The organism is Rugosimonospora africana, assembly GCF_016862975.1.
Taxonomy (GTDB): Bacteria; Actinomycetota; Actinomycetes; order Mycobacteriales; family Micromonosporaceae; genus Rugosimonospora; species Rugosimonospora africana.
Map to the genome: position 1 here is coordinate 24082 of NZ_BONZ01000022.1, position 11862 is coordinate 35943.

General features: G+C 72.9%; 9 protein-coding genes. 6 read left to right on the top strand and 3 right to left on the bottom strand.

The window, feature by feature from the left end; all coding sequences use genetic code 11:
- Positions 1–58 precede the first annotated feature (58 nt).
- Genes Raf01_RS12200 through Raf01_RS12210 form a run of 3 tightly spaced genes read right to left on the bottom strand, consistent with a single transcriptional unit; the run spans position 59 to position 2872 of the window.
- The gene (locus tag Raf01_RS12200; RefSeq protein ID WP_203917932.1) at positions 59–871 is read right to left on the bottom strand and encodes an enoyl-CoA hydratase/isomerase family protein; all 813 of its coding nucleotides are present in this window, start codon (positions 869–871) and stop codon (positions 59–61) included.
- Positions 868–2082: an extracellular solute-binding protein gene (locus Raf01_RS12205; RefSeq protein ID WP_203917933.1), complete on the bottom strand. Its 1215-nt coding sequence runs from the start codon at positions 2080–2082 to the stop codon at positions 868–870. The genes Raf01_RS12200 and Raf01_RS12205 overlap by 4 nt, the downstream gene beginning before the upstream one ends.
- A 1-nt stretch (position 2083) precedes the next feature.
- Positions 2084–2872, bottom strand: a complete 789-nt coding sequence (locus Raf01_RS12210; protein ID WP_203917934.1) for an SDR family NAD(P)-dependent oxidoreductase — start codon at positions 2870–2872, stop codon at positions 2084–2086.
- 125 nt (positions 2873–2997) lie between these two features.
- On the opposite strand from Raf01_RS12210, the gene Raf01_RS12215 reads away from it, so the two are divergent.
- The 6 genes from Raf01_RS12215 (at position 2998) to Raf01_RS12240 (ending at position 11658) form a co-directional block, all read left to right on the top strand.
- Complete coding sequence (locus Raf01_RS12215; protein WP_203917935.1) at positions 2998–4017, top strand: LacI family DNA-binding transcriptional regulator; 1020 nt, start codon at positions 2998–3000, stop codon at positions 4015–4017.
- Positions 4018–4341: 324 nt separating this feature from the next.
- Positions 4342–5340: an ABC transporter substrate-binding protein gene (locus Raf01_RS12220; protein WP_203917936.1), complete on the top strand. Its 999-nt coding sequence runs from the start codon at positions 4342–4344 to the stop codon at positions 5338–5340.
- 15 nt (positions 5341–5355) lie between these two features.
- Positions 5356–8541: a discoidin domain-containing protein gene (locus Raf01_RS12225; protein ID WP_203917937.1), complete on the top strand. Its 3186-nt coding sequence runs from the start codon at positions 5356–5358 to the stop codon at positions 8539–8541.
- Between the two features lie 62 nt (positions 8542–8603).
- Positions 8604–9782 (top strand): CaiB/BaiF CoA transferase family protein, encoded by a 1179-nt coding sequence (locus Raf01_RS12230; RefSeq protein ID WP_203917938.1) that lies wholly within the window; start codon positions 8604–8606, stop codon positions 9780–9782.
- Complete coding sequence (locus Raf01_RS12235) at positions 9779–10552, top strand: ATP-binding cassette domain-containing protein (protein ID WP_203917939.1); 774 nt, start codon at positions 9779–9781, stop codon at positions 10550–10552. The genes Raf01_RS12230 and Raf01_RS12235 overlap by 4 nt, the downstream gene beginning before the upstream one ends.
- Complete coding sequence (locus Raf01_RS12240; RefSeq protein ID WP_203917940.1) at positions 10549–11658, top strand: ABC transporter permease; 1110 nt, start codon at positions 10549–10551, stop codon at positions 11656–11658. The genes Raf01_RS12235 and Raf01_RS12240 overlap by 4 nt, the downstream gene beginning before the upstream one ends.
- Positions 11659–11862: the final 204 nt, after the last annotated feature.

Here is an 11862-nt window from a genome sequence, read left to right on the forward strand (position 1 = left end):
CGCCGGTTCGGCCCGGCCCGCTTCGCGCCGGTTGAGGCCGGCCCGGCTTGCGCCGGGTTCAAGCCGGCTGGTCGCCACGGAAGACCGGGTCGCGCTTGGCGATGAACGCCGCGACGCCCTCCTTGCCGTCCGGCCCGGCGAACAGCCGGGCGAGGACCCGCTGCTCGGTGTCCAGGGCGAGGTCGAGCGGCATCCGCAGCCCGTCGTCGATCAGGCGCTTGCCCGCGCGCACGGCGAGCGGGGCGAGGCCGGCGATCGTGCCCGCCAGCTCGGCCGCCTCGGTCATCAGCCGGTCCGCCGGGCACACCCGGGCCACCAGGCCGCGCCCGGCGAGTTCGGCCGCCGTGGCGAAGCGTCCGGTCAACACCAGTTCCTTGGTGAACGCCGCGCCCGCGGCGCGGGACAGGCGCTGCGTCCCGCCGCCGCCGGGAAGCAGGCCGAGCTTCACCTCCGGCAGCCCGAACTTCGCCTTCTCGGCGGCGAGGACCAGGTCGCAGCAGAGCACGACCTCGAACCCGCCGCCGAGCGCGAAGCCGTTGACCGCCGCGATGGTGACCTGGGGCAGGGCGGCCAGGCTGTCGAAGGTGGCCCGCCCGAGCCGCTGGTAGTCCTCGAACGCGACCTGGCTGGCGCCGTCGTACTCGCCGATGTCCGCGCCGGCGATGAACCCGCGACCGGTACCGGTGAGGATCAGCACCCGGATGTCCGGATCGGTACGCAGCCTGTCGAAGTAGTCGCGCAGGTGCGTCAGGATGTCGCGGGACAGCGCGCCGAGAGCCTCGGGCCGGTCGATGCGCAGGGTCGCGACGCCGCCATCCCGAGTCTCGGCGAGGTGGGGATGGAGGCGCTGCTCCTCGGTCGTCACGGTCATGGCGTGGTCTCCTCGGCTCGGTACCGGTCGAGCATGGCGCTGATGTCCGCGTGTATCCGCGGCGCGGGAATCCGGTCGCGCAGCGCGGCCGCGAGCCGCACGCCGGCGGCCTGCTGGAACCGCGGCCACCACGGCACGCGTGGCCGGGTGCGGGCCGCGCGCATGGTCTGCCGGACTCCGCTGAAGAAGCCGCCGACGAGCGCGTCGGCCGCGGGATCCCACCACACCCGGGCGTTGGCCGGCTGGCCGCCGGACACACAGACGATGTCGCGTTGCGCGTCGTGGCCGGCCACCCACGCGGCGAACTCCGCCGCCTCGTGCGGGTGCGAAGAGGTCGCGGGTACTGCGAGCCCGGCGCCGCCCAGCACGGCCGCGGCGGGGCCGGCGTCCATGGTGGGCGGGGCGGTGAACGCGAGCCGATGGCGGCGGGCCGGCCGCTGGTAGTCGGTGTACCCGAAGGTCAGCGGCGCGTAGCCGGGTGCGGTCGGGTCGTCGCTGGCCATGGCGTCCAGCAGGGCCGGCGGGTTGAGGTCGAAGCAGCGCGGGTCGACGGTGCGCGCCAATGCGGCCAGCACCTCGACCGCCGGCTCGGTGACCAGGCGGTCGAGCGCCGCGATGACGCCCGGCGCCTCCATGTCGGGCACGGCGTCGCCGAGTATCGAGTCGCCGGACATGGAATCGCTGGACGTGGCGACTCCGGACCTGGCGACGCTGGACATGGAGATGAGGGAGATGATGGCGTCGCTCGGGTACAGCGGGATGGCCACCAGGCCCCGGGCCGCCAGGCGGAGCACGGCGTCCCAGGTGGCGGGCGGCTGCCCGGTGAACCGGCGCGGGTTGACGGCGGCCACCTGGCAGGCGGCGTCCACGGCCAGCGCCCACTGCCGCCCGGCGTGACCGTAGGACTCGTGGCTGCCGCCCAGCGAGTCGCGGGCGAGCGCGGCCAGGGTGGCGGGGTCGAGGAGGCCGTCGAGGGGGCGCAGGCAACCGGTCCCGACCGCCTCCGGGATCGTCGGGTGGTCGACGAAGACCAGATCGTACCCGTCGATGATGTCCGCCACCGGCTGGTCGTTGAACGCGGCCAGCGGCCGGGCGTCCCAGTGCAGGGTCACCTGCGGGCGGCGGGCCGACCAGGCGTGGGCCGCGGCGGCCATCGGTGCGACACAGCGCGGATGGTCCCAACACAGGCCGCGCAGGACGATGTCCGCCACGCTACGCCGGGCTGCCGCTCGGGCCGGCGATCGCGAGACCGCCGTCGACTCGCAGGCACACCCCGGTGATGAACGACGCGTCGGGGCTGAGCAGGAAGGCCACCGCCGCGGCGACCTCGTCGGGCTGCCCGAACCGGCCGATCGGGTGCATCGAGTTCCACGACCGGATCAGCGCGTCCGGATCTGGTGCGGTCTCGAAGATCCGCTCGTTCATCGGGGTCATGATGGTGCCCGGCGCGACGCAGTTGACCCGGACGCCGGCCGGCGCGTATTCCACCGCGGCCTGCTGGCTCAGCGAGATGATCGCGCCCTTGGTGGCCGCGTAGGCCGCCCACTGCGGGAAGCCGAGCATGGCCTGGACGCTGGACAGGTTCACCACGGCGCCGCCACCATTGGCCTGCAGGTGGGGGATGGCGCTGCGCATGCCGAGCCAGACTCCGCGCAGGTTGACCGCCAGCACGCGGTCCCAGTCGGCCTCGGAGGTGGTGGTGACGCTGCCCGGCAGCGCGATGCCGGCGTTGTTGACCAGCGCGTCCAGCCGCCCGTATGCCGCGACGGCGCCGGCCATCAGCGCCTCCATCTGGCCGAGGTCGCTGACGTCGGTGCGTGCCGTGGCGGCCCGGCCGCCGGCGTCGCCGATGGCGGCCGCGGTCTCGGCCAGCCCGGCGGTGTCGACGTCGCCGAGCATGGTGGCCGCACCCTCGGCGGCCAGCCGCAGGGCCACTGCGCGCCCGATGCCCGCTGCGGCGCCGGTGACGACCGCGACGGTGCCGTCGAGTCGACCAGACATGAAGACTCCCTGTGCTGGCGTCGTTCGTGGTGGGCCAGTCGTGGTGGGCAACTGGTAAATCGTTTATCTTGATACCGTGACTCCGGTGGGCTGTCAACCTCGCCGGCGACGAGGAAGAGGTGCCGATGGCCACGATCGTGGAGGTCGCACGGCAGGCGGGCGTCACAGCATCGGTGGTCTCCCGGCTGCTCAACGGCGATCCGACGCTGCGCATCCGGGCCGAGACCAGGGACCGGGTGCTCGCCGTCGCGGCGGCGCTGGACTACACGCCCAACCACGCCGCACGCGCCCTGCGCCGGGCCAGGGCCGGCACCCTCGGCCTGGCCGTGCACGACCTCCACAATCCCGTGTATGCCGAGATCATCGCCGGCGCCGAGGCGGAGGCGCGGGAGCGCGGCAGCGTGCTGCTGGTCGCCGACGTCAACAGCCTCGCGTCGGACGACGAGACGTTCCGCCGGGTGGTGCAGGGCGGCGCCATCGACGGCCTCATGCTGCAACGCGACGGGGACGCCTCGGACAAGGTGGTCGCCCGGGTCGCCGGCTCCCGGGTGCCGGTGGTCATCCTCAACGAACGGGTCCGGTCCCCGCTGTCCGGCGTGGCCGTCGACGACCGCCGCGCCGCGATGCTGGCCACCCGGCACCTCATCGCGCTGGGCCACCGTGACATCGCGTACCTGCAGGTCAGCGGCTCCAACTCGCGCGCCCGTGACCGGCGGGCCGGCTGGCAGGCGGCGATGCGCGACGCCGGCCTGGACGCGACCGGGCGCATGGTGGTCGGCGGCGTCCGGCCGGAGACCGGGTATCGAGCCATGACCGACCTGCTGGCGGCGCACACCCCGCCCACGGCGGTGTTCGCCGGGACCCTGCTGGCCGGGGTCGGCGCGCTGACGGCGGCGCGGGACGCCGGGGTGAGCGTGCCGGCGCGGCTGTCCGTCATCGGGTTCCACGACGGGTGGTTCGCCGAGCACGTATACCCGGCGCTGACCGTGGTCCGGTTGCCGCTGCGGGAACTGGGCCGGCAGGCGGTGCGGCTGCTCGCCCGGCGCATCGACGGCGCCGAGGCGGAGCAGATCCTGGTGTCTTCGCCGGAGCCGGAACTCGTGCCGCGCGGCAGCACCGGCCCGGCGCCCGCCCGCCGCGGCTGACCGGCGAGCGCCGGCCAACCCGACCCGCCGCTCCCGACCGGCGCCCGCGCCGGCCAACCCGACGCGCCGCACCTGACCGGCGCCGGCGCCAACCCGACCGACCCGCAGCGACTGACCGACGGCGGGTGCCGGCGCGGCTCGACTCTTGACGTCCCCCGCCGGTGTGGACTAGAACGCTCCAGAGAAACGTTTTACCGATCGCCCTCCGAAAGCCATTCCAGCCGGGCGTCCCCGGCGACTGATACAGGAGGTCCACCCCATGAGCGAGCAGATTTGCGGTGCGTCCATGCCCGGCGTGGCCGGCATGCGAAGCGAGGGGATCGCATGAACAGCCCGCGGAGGATGCGTGCCGTCGGAGTCCTCGCCCTCGGCGTCGCCGCGACACTCGTGGCCGCCACCGGCTGCGGGTCCACGTCGAATGCCGGCGCCGGCTCCGGCAAGCACTACAAAATCAGCCTGATCGTCGGGCTCAAGGGCGATGACTTCTACGGCTCCCTGGCGTGCGGGGCGAAGTCCGCCGCGCGCAGCCTCGGCGCCGACGTCAACGTTCAGGGTCCGAGCAAGTGGGACGCGCCGGAGCAGATCAGCGTCCTGAACTCGGTGATCGCCAGCCGGCCGGACGCCATCCTGATCGCACCGGTCGACGACACCGCGCTGCAGGCGCCGCTGGAGCAGGCCGCCGCGCAGAACATCAAGATTGTGCTGGTGGACACGACGCTCAAGGATCCGTCGATCGCCGCCGCCCAGGTGACCTCCGACGACCAGCTCGCCGGCAAGGACGCCGCGACCGAGGTGGCCAAGCAGACCGGCGGGAAGGGGTCGGTGGTGACCATCAACACCCAGCCCGGTGTGTCCACAGTGGAGGCCCGGGTGCGGGGATTCGAGACCGGCATCAAGGAAGCGGCCGGACTGAACTACCTGGGACAGCAGTACTCCGGCGACGATGCCGCCAAGGCGTCCGGCGTGGTGACCTCGAGCCTGGCCGCCCACCCCGACCTCGCGGCGGTGTTCGCCACCAACACGCTCACCGGCCAGGGCGCGGCCACCGGCATCAAGGACGCGCACAAGACCGGGCAGATCAAGCTGGTCGGCTTCGACGCCAACCCCAGCGGCGTGCAGGCGCTGCAGGACGGCTCGGCCCAGGCACAGGTGGTGCTCAAGCCGCTGGACATCGGCACGCAGGGCGTGCAGCAGGCGGTCAACGCCCTGTCCGGCAAGCCGGTCGAGAAGCTGGTGCACACCGGTGCGTTGATGGCGACGAAGGACAACCTCAACACTCCGGACGTGCAGAAGTACCTGTACCACTCGAACTGCACCGGCTGACGAGGGGAGTACGAGATGCGCAGGCGCAACCTCCTCCGTACCGCGCTGGCCGTACCGGCCACCGTGGCGGCCGCCCGGCTCGCCGCTCCGGCGGCGGCAGCCGCATCCCCGGGCGCGGCCCCGGCGAAGGGCCCGGCCTCGGCTCCGGCACCGGCCGGGTCGCAGGATGCCCTGGCCGGCGTGTATTACCAGGCCCTGCTGCTGAACACTCCGTTCGTCGAGAGCATGTGGGATCCGGCCACCGGGAGCTACCCGATCCCGGACTTCTACTTCGTCAGCGTCCTGGGCAACGCCGTGCTGTGCACCAGCGGCACGTACGACGCGCAGGCCGCCGGCATCGAGCGGGAAACCCTGCTGGAGCACACGCTGAGCACCATCCGGTACGCGGCGGCGCACAACAGGTGGAACTCCGCGGCCGGCACCTGGGGCAAGCAGCTGTACTTCGACTCCACAATGGAGTCATACTTCGTGGCCGCCGCGAAGCTGCTGTGGCCGCAGCTGGACGCGGCCACCCGCGACCAGATCGACGCCATCGTCCGGGGTACCGCCAACTACGTCGTCTCGCTGGGCACCGACCCCGACCCGCTCTCCCCGGGATGGACCACCAACGGCCTGGCCGGCGGCTACGCCGGGGACAGCAAGATGGAGGAGATGGGCACCCGGACCATGCCGCTGGCCACCGCGCTGGCCTGGCTGCCGGACGACCCGGACGCCGGGGCCTGGGCACAGTGGCTGTCCCGCTGGACCACCAACATGTCCGGGCTGCCGCCGGCCGACCGGGCCAACCCGTCGCCGGCCGGCGGCACCACGATCGCCGCGGCCAACCAGGCGGACAACATCTGGGACACCTTCCTGGTGGAGAACCACGGCACCTACGCGCCCATCTACCAGCAGTCGATCGGGGCGTACCCGGGCCGCAACGTGGCCCAGTTCCTCATCGCCGGGCGTGACGTGCCGGCCGCGGTGACCACGGTGCCCAACGCCGACCGGCTCTGGTTCGTGATGGGTCAGACCGGCACCGACGCCGGTGTACCGGAAGACTTCATGGTCGCCGACCGGCACCACCTGTACGGGCGCAACCTGCTGCCGCTGACCTACCGCGCGATGGTCGACGGCGACCGGTACGTCGCCCGGGCCGAGCGGATGCTCGCCGACCACCTGATCCCGTACGAGCGCTACGCGCCGGCCGGCCGGCTGACGAAGTTCAGCGGGGAACCCAAGTACGAGCCCGAGGCGCGCGCCGAGACCGCCATGGCCTACCTGCTGCACTACCACCGTGACCGGCTCGCCGGAGACGTGCGCGCGGCCAGCGCCGCGGAATACTTCGCCCACCACAGCGGCGCCATCGACTACGGCGTCGGTCCGGGCCTCGCGGTGCACCAGTCGGCCCGGGCGCTGGCCGGTTCGGTCACCAAGCCCGGCTACGTGAAGTTCGCCTACCTGCCCCAGCACGATGACTGGCTGTTCGACATCGCCGGCGCGAGCCCCGCCCTGCTGCCGTCGACGGCCACCACGGTGCTGTCCCGCACCTGCCGCGTCTACACCAGCGCGCGGGACGGCATCGACGCCACCGCCACGGTCCTGCGCACCCCCGGCGGCGTGGCCGGATTCGCCACTCTGCCGGACGGCACCGTCGCCTACGCCAGCGGCGGTGTGGGCGCGGGGGAGGGCGTACTGCGCCTGACCAACCTGTCCATGCCCGGCATCGACGGCCTGGACGGCGACCGCACGTTCCGTTGGGCGGGCGGCTCCGTCACCCTCGCTCCACAGACCGGGCTCGGCGACGGCGGCGTCGATGACATCGCCTTCGCCGCGACCACGGCACGGTACCTGCGGATGTACGGCGACCGCGCGGCGACCGCCTACGGATTCTCGCTGTACGAGCTGGAGGTGTACGGCGACGGCGGCACCGACCTGGCCGTCGGCGCGACCGCGACCGCCTCCTCCTACGACTCCGGCAACCAGGCGGCCGGCGGCCCGTTCCCGCCGGCGCTGGCTGTGGACGGGCGCACCGACACCCGGTGGGCCGTCGCGCCCGCACAGCGGCCGAACCCCGGTTGGCTCTGCGTGGACCTCGGCGCCGACCACAGCGTGAACCGGGTGGTGCTGCGCTGGGAGACCGCGTACGCGTCGCAGTACCGCATCGAGGTCTCCGGCGACGGCCAGACCTGGCGCACGGTGGCCGCGGTGCCGGCGACCGTAGAGGCGGCCGGCAACTGGCTCAACGTGGACGGTCGGGCTGGCTTCGTGGTGCGCGGGGGAACGAACCCGATCACCGTGACCGGGGCCGGCATCGTGCTGTCCGACGGGCCGGCGGCCGGTTCTGCCGGGATGGTCATCGAGGGGTACCCGGCACAGTCCGATGTGGACACCGCCCGGCGGGCCGCCGCGCCGGCCCCCTCCGACCTGCCGGCCGGGCTCGCGGCAAGCCTGGTCGGTGGCCAGCTCAGCGTGTTCAACCTGACCGGCGCGTCGGTCGCCGGGGAGTTCACCGTGCCGCGGACCGGTCCGGCGCTCGTCGCCTACCAGGGCACCCAGCGGGTCAGCGGGACGCGGGCCAGCCGGTACGCGGTGGACCTGCCGGGCGCCGACGCGGTCGTGGCAGCGGCCCGGTTCACCGTCGCCACCCCGGGCAACGGGAGCCCACCGGTCGGGCTGACCGTCCGCGTCGACGGGTCGCGGTCGCTGCGCCTGTCAGCGCCGGCCGGCACCGGACCGGTACGGCTGCTGGTGCGCTCGCTGGCCAACGGGCAGACCGCACCGGCGACGGTACCGGACGGCGGCGACACCACGGTCACGTTCCCGCACGGCCCGGACGTGCCGACCTCCGATCTCGCCCGGGGCGCGACGACCTACCCCACCTCGCCGCTGCCGCCCGGCATGTCCTCGCCGGCCACCGCGGTCGACGGTGACCCGGGTACGTCGTGGCGACCCGGACCGGACGGGCGGATGGTGATCGACCTGGGAGCCGCGGTACCGGCCGGCAGCGTGAAGCTGACCTGGTCGCGGCCGGGTACCCCGGCGGTCCGGGTCGCGGTGTCCACCGACGGCCTGACCTACACCGACGTCGCCGCGCTCGCCCCGGCGACCGGACCGACCCAGCAGGCGCCGCTGCACGTCACCGCACGGTACGTGGCGGTGTCGGCGACCGGCTGGCGTCCCGGCCAGGCCACGCTCGTGGAGGCCGCCATCCTGCCGTGAGGGCGGGCACTGCCGCCATCGCCCACAGCACCGGAACGACCAGACAGAAAGGCAGCACCAGCATGGCCGACGCCCTTGAGGGAATCAGGGTTCTCGACTTCAGCCAGATGATGCTCGGCCCGTACGCCACCCAGCTACTGGGCGATCTCGGCGCGGACGTGATCAAGATCGAACGGCCCGGCGCCGGCGAGTGGGAACGCGGCCTGGAGATGATGGGCGACCTGGTCGCGGGGGAGTCGGCAGCGTTCCTGGCGATGAACCGCAACAAGCGCTCCGTCGCCGTCGACCTCAAGGACCCCGTGGCCCGGGACGCTCTGCTCAGGCTCGCCGCGACCTGCGACGTGGTGGTGGAGAACTTCCGGCCGGGCGTCATGGCCCGGCTCGGCCTGGGCTACGAGCACGTACGGGCGCTGCGCCCGGACATCATCTACTGCTCGGGATCGGGGTGGGGGCAGGACACTCCGGCCGCGCGGGACAACCGGCCGGGTCAGGACCTGCTCATCCAGGCCGCGTCGGGGCTGGCGTACCACACCGGGCGGGTCGGCGAGGCGCCGACGTTCGCCGGTACCTCCATTGTGGACGCCAGCACCGCGCTCACCCTCGCCACCGGCATTTTGGCCGCGCTCGTGGCCCGCGAGCGCCAGGGCATCGGCCAGTGGGTGCAGGTGGACCTGTTCTCCACCGCCATGGCCGTCCAGTGCCAGGAGATTTCCGCGATCGTCAACCAGCACGCCGAGCCGCCGCGGTCGGCCGCCGGGATCCCGTCGCCGTGGCTGTCCGCGCCGGCCGGCATGTACCGCACCGCCGACGGCTGGCTCGCCGTGGCGATGGCGCCGCTGGACCGCGTCGCCGAGCTGACCGGTGACGCGGAACTGTCCACCTTGGACGCCTGGCGCGACCGGGACGAGGCGAAGCGGCGGCTCGACGCGGTCTTCGTCCGGCGCACCACCGAGGAGTGGCTGAGCGTGCTGCTTCCGGGTGGCCTGTGGGCGGCGCCCGCCCGCACGGTCAGCGAGGCGGTGGACGAACTGCGTGCCCAACAGTCGCCGATGGTGACCACAGTGGAGCATCCGGCGGCCGGAACGGTGGAGCTGATCGGCTGCCCGATCACGTTCTCGGAGACCCCGTGGCGGCTGCGGCTGCCACCGCCGCTGGTCGGCCAGCACACCGAGGAGGTCCTGAGCGAGGTGCTGAGCCCGGACGAGCTTTCCGCGCTGGGCGGGGACCGGGTGCAGCTGTGAGCACCGGCGACGAGGTGCTGCTGGAGGCACGGGGGCTGTCGAAGACCTTCGGCCACGTACGTGCCCTGCAGGACGCGAACTTCAGCGCGGGGGCCGGCGAGGTCACCGCGCTGATCGGAGACAACGGCGCGGGCAAGAGCACGCTGGTGAAGTGCCTGTCCGGCGCCCAGCAGCCGGACCACGGCGAGATCAGATTCGGAGGCCGCCCGCTGCGGCTGGACTCGCCGGCCACCGCACAGCGGGCCGGCATCGAGACAGTCTTCCAGGATCTGGCGCTGGCATCGGATCTGGACGCGGCGACCAACCTGTTCCTCGGCCGCGAACTGGTCCGGCCCGGCGTGCTGGGACGTTTCGGCTTCCTGGACCGCCGCCGGATGCGCGCCGAGGCCGTGCAGGCTTTCGCGGAACTCGGCGTCAACCTCTCCGACGTACGCGCCCCGGTCGCCGGGCTCTCCGGTGGCCAGCGCCAGTCCGTCGCGGTGGCCCGGTCGGTGGCCTGGGCGACCCGGCTCATCTTCATGGACGAGCCGACCGCGGCGCTCGGCGTGGTGCAACGCGAGCGGGTGCTCGACACCATCCGGCGCGTGCGCGACCGCGGCGTCGCCGTCGTCCTGATCAGTCACAACATGCCCGAGGTGTTGGCCGTCGCCGACCGCGTCGAGGTGCTGCGCCTGGGTCGGCGGGTGGCCCGCTTCCGCGCCGCCGACACCACGCTGGAGGAGTTGGTGGGCGCCATGACCGGCGCGATCGACAGGGAGGACCAGCAATGACCGAGACCGGGACCGAGGCGGCGACCCCGCCGCCGGCCGGGGCGCCGCAGCCTTCGCGGCCGGACACCGGAGGCGAGCCGGGCCGCGGGCGCCGGGTGCTGCCGCCGGCCGTGGCGCGGCTGGCATACACCAACACGTTCTGGATTTTCCTGGTACTGGTCGCCCTGGTGGTCTTCTTCGGCGCCATGCAGCCGAACTTCATCAGCGCCGTGAGCCTGCGCAGCCTCGCCGCCGACACCGCACCGCTGCTGCTGATCGCGGTCGGCATGACGTACGTCATCATCTCGGCCGGCATCGACCTGTCGGTCGGCTCGGTGCTCATCTTCTCCGGTGTCATCGCGGCCAAGACGATGCTGTGGCTCGGCGGCGACGGCGCGCACCCGGATGCCGGCGCCACCAGTGCCGGATGGACGGTCACCCTCGCCGGGTGCCTCGCCGGCATGCTCGGAGGGTTGGCCTGGGGGTTGCTCAACGGGTTCATGGTGGCGCGGATGAAGATTCCCGCACTGATCGCCACCCTCGGCACGCTGGGCATGGCGTTGGGTGCCACGTACCTCATCACCGGCGGTACCGACGTGCGCGGGATTCCGCTGAACTTCGCCCGTACCGTCGGGTTCGGCCTGGTGGCCGGGGTGCCCTGGCTGGTCATCATCGCCGTACTGGTGACCGTGCTGCTCGGCGTGGTGCTGGCCGCCACTCGGTTCGGGTCGCACACCTACGCCATCGGATCCAACGCGGAGGCGGCCCGCCGGGTCGGCATCCGGGTGGACCGCCACCTCATCAAGGTGTACGGCATCAGCGGATTGCTCGCCGGGATCGCCGGTTGCCTGTCGCTCGCCCACTTCACCACCACCACGATCAGCGGTCACACAGCCGACAACCTGTCGGCCATCGCGGCCGTGGTACTCGGCGGCGCGAGCCTCTTCGGCGGCAGCGGTACGGTCACCGGCAGCGCCGTCGGCCTGCTCGTCCCCGCGGTCCTGCAGAGCGGCTTCGTGACCATCCAGGTCAACCCGTACTGGCAGTATCTGGCCGTCGGCGCCGTCCTGGTACTCGCGGTCTATGTGGACCAGTTGCGCCGCAAGGCCCGCTCGGCCGGCAGGTGACCGAGAAACTCTCGCGCCAAACGTGAATTGCCGTCGGGTCATCCCGTGAGCCGTCGCCACCAGCGCGGCCGGGGATGGCCCGCCTCCGGTGAATCGGTCACACCCCAGACGCACCCAGGCTATCGTTGGCTGTCCGGTGTGGACGGAACCGTTCTGCCGAAGGGCCGCTGGCCGACGACTGGTCTGGGTCGTGGCGCGGCGACA

Excerpts from the sequence above, each read along its gene's own strand:
- Raf01_RS12200 (WP_203917932.1), bottom strand. The coding sequence starts at position 871 with ATGACCGTGACGACCGAGGAGCAGCGCCTCCATCCCCACCTCGCCGAG.
- Raf01_RS12210 (WP_203917934.1), bottom strand. The coding sequence starts at position 2,872 with ATGTCTGGTCGACTCGACGGCACCGTCGCGGTCGTCACCGGCGCCGCA.
- Raf01_RS12215 (WP_203917935.1), top strand. The coding sequence starts at position 2,998 with ATGGCCACGATCGTGGAGGTCGCACGGCAGGCGGGCGTCACAGCATCG.
- Raf01_RS12220 (WP_203917936.1), top strand. The coding sequence starts at position 4,342 with ATGAACAGCCCGCGGAGGATGCGTGCCGTCGGAGTCCTCGCCCTCGGC.
- Raf01_RS12225 (WP_203917937.1), top strand. The coding sequence starts at position 5,356 with ATGCGCAGGCGCAACCTCCTCCGTACCGCGCTGGCCGTACCGGCCACC.
- Raf01_RS12230 (WP_203917938.1), top strand. The coding sequence starts at position 8,604 with ATGGCCGACGCCCTTGAGGGAATCAGGGTTCTCGACTTCAGCCAGATG.
- Raf01_RS12240 (WP_203917940.1), top strand. The coding sequence starts at position 10,549 with ATGACCGAGACCGGGACCGAGGCGGCGACCCCGCCGCCGGCCGGGGCG.